This window comes from Stenotrophomonas maltophilia group sp. Smal13 (genome assembly GCF_030236855.1).
GTDB classification, from domain to species: domain Bacteria; phylum Pseudomonadota; class Gammaproteobacteria; order Xanthomonadales; family Xanthomonadaceae; genus Stenotrophomonas; species Stenotrophomonas maltophilia_A.
Genome location: NZ_JASJSQ010000162.1, coordinates 1 through 2,965, shown reverse-complemented (window position 1 = coordinate 2,965; position 2,965 = coordinate 1). Strand labels below are relative to the sequence as shown.

The following is a 2,965-nucleotide window of genomic DNA, read 5'->3' as shown; positions in this document are numbered from 1 at the left end:
GCGAACCCACCCCCCCCGGCCAAGCGCGGCTTTTGATTTACGCGATCAACCAACCCCGCCACGAGGGGCTCAGCCGTTGGCCTTCGCCTTCGCCTCGCGCGCGGCCTGTTGCTCGACCAGGGTCAGTGCCACGTTGTCACGCAGGTACGCCGGCTCGACCTTCTCCGGTGCGATGGCTTCGCCGCGCGCGAAGGCCGGCACCGCGAGCGCCAGCACGTCCGATGCCCGCGGCAGCGCAGTGGCATCAACGCCGCGCAGGCCAGCGCCCAACTGCGTAACAAGCGCACCCTCGGCCGCACCCAAACCGGTACCAACGCCGTAGGCGGACAGCCCTTCCGGCAGCGATACCGCAGCGGGTGCGCATACGCGCTCGGCATCACGCGCCACCGGCAGGCCGTCCACGCGCTCGAAGCGGGCAACGTAGAGTTCGCCCATCCGCGCATCGATCGCTGACAGGATCTGCGTTTCTTCCGCCGGTGCCCGCAACGCCAGCACCTGCAGCGTCGAGACCGGCAACAGCGGACGGTCCAGGGCCAGCGCAATGCCCTGGGCAATCGCGATCGCAAGACGCACGCCGGTGAACGCACCCGGGCCGCGGCTGAGCGCGATGCCGTCCAGCTGGCGGCGACTGATGCCGGCTTCGGCCAGCAGCGCCTCCGCCCACGGCAGGCTCAGTTCGGCGTGCCGGCGCGGGGCAATCTCGAAGCGTTCCAGCACCTGCCCATCGACATGCAGGGCAACGGAACAGGCTTCGGTGGCGGTTTCAAAGGCGAGCAGTTTCATCGGATCGGGTCAGAACAGGGGGAACGTGGCACCGGGCGCCGGCTCAGGGCCGGTCGCAACAGCGACTGGGGCAGCCGCATCATCGGACACGGGCACCCATTGTGGCGTAAAGAAGGCCTGCACATCGGCCAGGCTGCGAGTACGCCGGAACGGCGGCAGCGAATCGAGGAAGACCCGGCCATAGCCCCGGTTGAGCAGGCGCGGGTCGCACAGTACCAGCACGCCACGGTCGCTCTCGCTGCGGATCAGGCGGCCGACACCCTGCTTCAATGCGATCACCGCCTGCGGCAACTGCTCGTCGCGGAACGGATTGCCGCCCTGGCTGCGGATCGCCTCCAGCCGCGCCTCGTACACCGGATCGTCCGGCGCCGCGAACGGCAGCTTGTCGATCATCACCACGCTCAGCGCTTCGCCGACCACATCCACGCCCTCGCGGAAACTGGCCGAGCCGAGCAGCACGCCATTGCCGGATTCACGGAAGCGCTGCAGCAGCGTCGCGCGCGGTGCCTCGCCCTGCACAAACAGCGGCCATGGCCCGTCGCGCAATGCCTCGGCGGCCTCACGCAATGCACGGTGCGAGGCGAACAACAGGAAGGCCCTGCCCTGCGAGGCCTGCAACACCGGCCGCAAGGTCTGGATCAGCGCGGTGCCAAACCCGCGCGCCGCCGGATCGGGCAGGCCTTCGGGCAGGTAGCACAGCGCCTGCTCGGGCCAATTGAACGGGCTTGGCTGCACCAGCGTGTGCGGATCGTCCAGGCCCAGGCGGGTGGCGATGTGATCGAAACCACCGCCAACGGTCAGCGTTGCCGAAGTGAAGATCCACGCGGCACGGCTGCGCTCGCGATGCTCACGCAGCGGACCGGACACATCCATCGGCGTGCGCTGGCAACGGAAACCACGCGGCGTAAGCTCGTACCAGAGCACATCGGCCGCACTGCTCGCTTCCGACGGATCGGTGTCGAAATCGAGAGTGGGTTCGTCATCGCCCAGCCAGCGGCTGAGCCGCGAGACCGCCTCGCGCGCCCGCGCATGACAGGCATCCAGACCCGCCGCCGCTTCGCGCAGCGGCTGCAATGCCTGCTCCAGGGTCACCAACCCTGCCATCACCGTATCGAATCCGTCGCGCACCTGTGGCATCGCCAGCGCGCGCCATTGCGTGCCACGCGGCGGCAGTCCCTCCATCGCCGAACGCAGCGCCAGCAGCGCCTGCTGCAACTGGTCGACCGGTTCCTGCAGCGCCGACTGCGCGCCGCCCACACCGCGTGCTTCAGCCAGGCAATCGCGCCCGAGCTCCTGCCACGGGCGCATGCCAAAACCCTCGCCGAAGAACTGCGCGGCCAGTTCGGGCAACTGGTGCGCCTCGTCGATGACGAAGGCCTGGGCGCCCGGCAGCAGTTCACCGAAGCCATCCTGCTTCAGGGCCAGATCGGCCAGCAGCAGGTGATGGTTGACCACCACCACATCGGCAGCCTGTGCACGCTGCCGCGCACGCACCACGAAGCAGTCATCCCAGAACGGGCAATCGGTGCCCAGGCAGTTGTCGACGGTGGAGGTGACCATCGGCAGCAATGGGGAGTCGTCGGCCAGCCCGTCGAGCTCGGCGATGTCACCGAACTCCGAGCGACCGGACCAGGCCAGGATGCGCTGGAACTGCGCGGCCTGCTCGGGACTGGAAAACCGCGGTTCGCCGCGCGCCTGCTGCAGGCGATAGCGGCACAGGTAGTTCGCACGCCCTTTCAGCAGCGCACTGCGCAGGCCGACCCCGAGTGCCTGGCGCACCCGCGGCAGATCGCGGTGGTAGAGCTGGTCCTGCAGCGCGCGGGTGCCTGTGGAGATGATGGTGCGCAACCCGGACAGCAGCACCGGCACCAGATAGGCAAACGTCTTGCCGGTGCCGGTACCGGCCTCGGCCAGCAGCAGATCACGCTGCTGCAGCGCATCGGCGATGGCTTCGGTCAGGTGCAGCTGTGCCGGACGCGGGACGAATGCATCCAGGTGCGAGGCGAGCGCGCCGCCGTCGCTGAGGGCTTCGCGGCTGGCATGGACAAGGTCGGACATCAGAGGGAAAGGATACCCGGCCGGGCGCTGCCCGGCACCCGTTTCAAGCCAGAGCCAGAGCACCAGCAACGGCAACGGCAACGGCAACGACGTTGTTAACGGCTCTGGGTTTCTGCGTGCTGGG

Annotated in this window: 2 protein-coding genes; both read right to left on the bottom strand. The window is 68.7% G+C overall.

What is annotated here, in order from left to right; translation table 11 throughout:
- Positions 1-69 precede the first annotated feature (69 nt).
- Positions 70-783: a tRNA (adenosine(37)-N6)-threonylcarbamoyltransferase complex dimerization subunit type 1 TsaB gene (tsaB, locus tag QRO95_RS25080; protein WP_285303728.1), complete on the bottom strand. Its 714-nt coding sequence runs from the start codon at positions 781-783 to the stop codon at positions 70-72.
- Positions 784-792: 9 nt separating this feature from the next.
- Positions 793-2,841 carry an ATP-dependent DNA helicase gene (locus tag QRO95_RS25075; protein ID WP_285303726.1) on the bottom strand — a complete coding sequence of 683 codons (2,049 nt, stop codon included), beginning with the start codon at positions 2,839-2,841 and terminating at the stop codon, positions 793-795.
- Positions 2,842-2,965 lie beyond the last annotated feature (124 nt).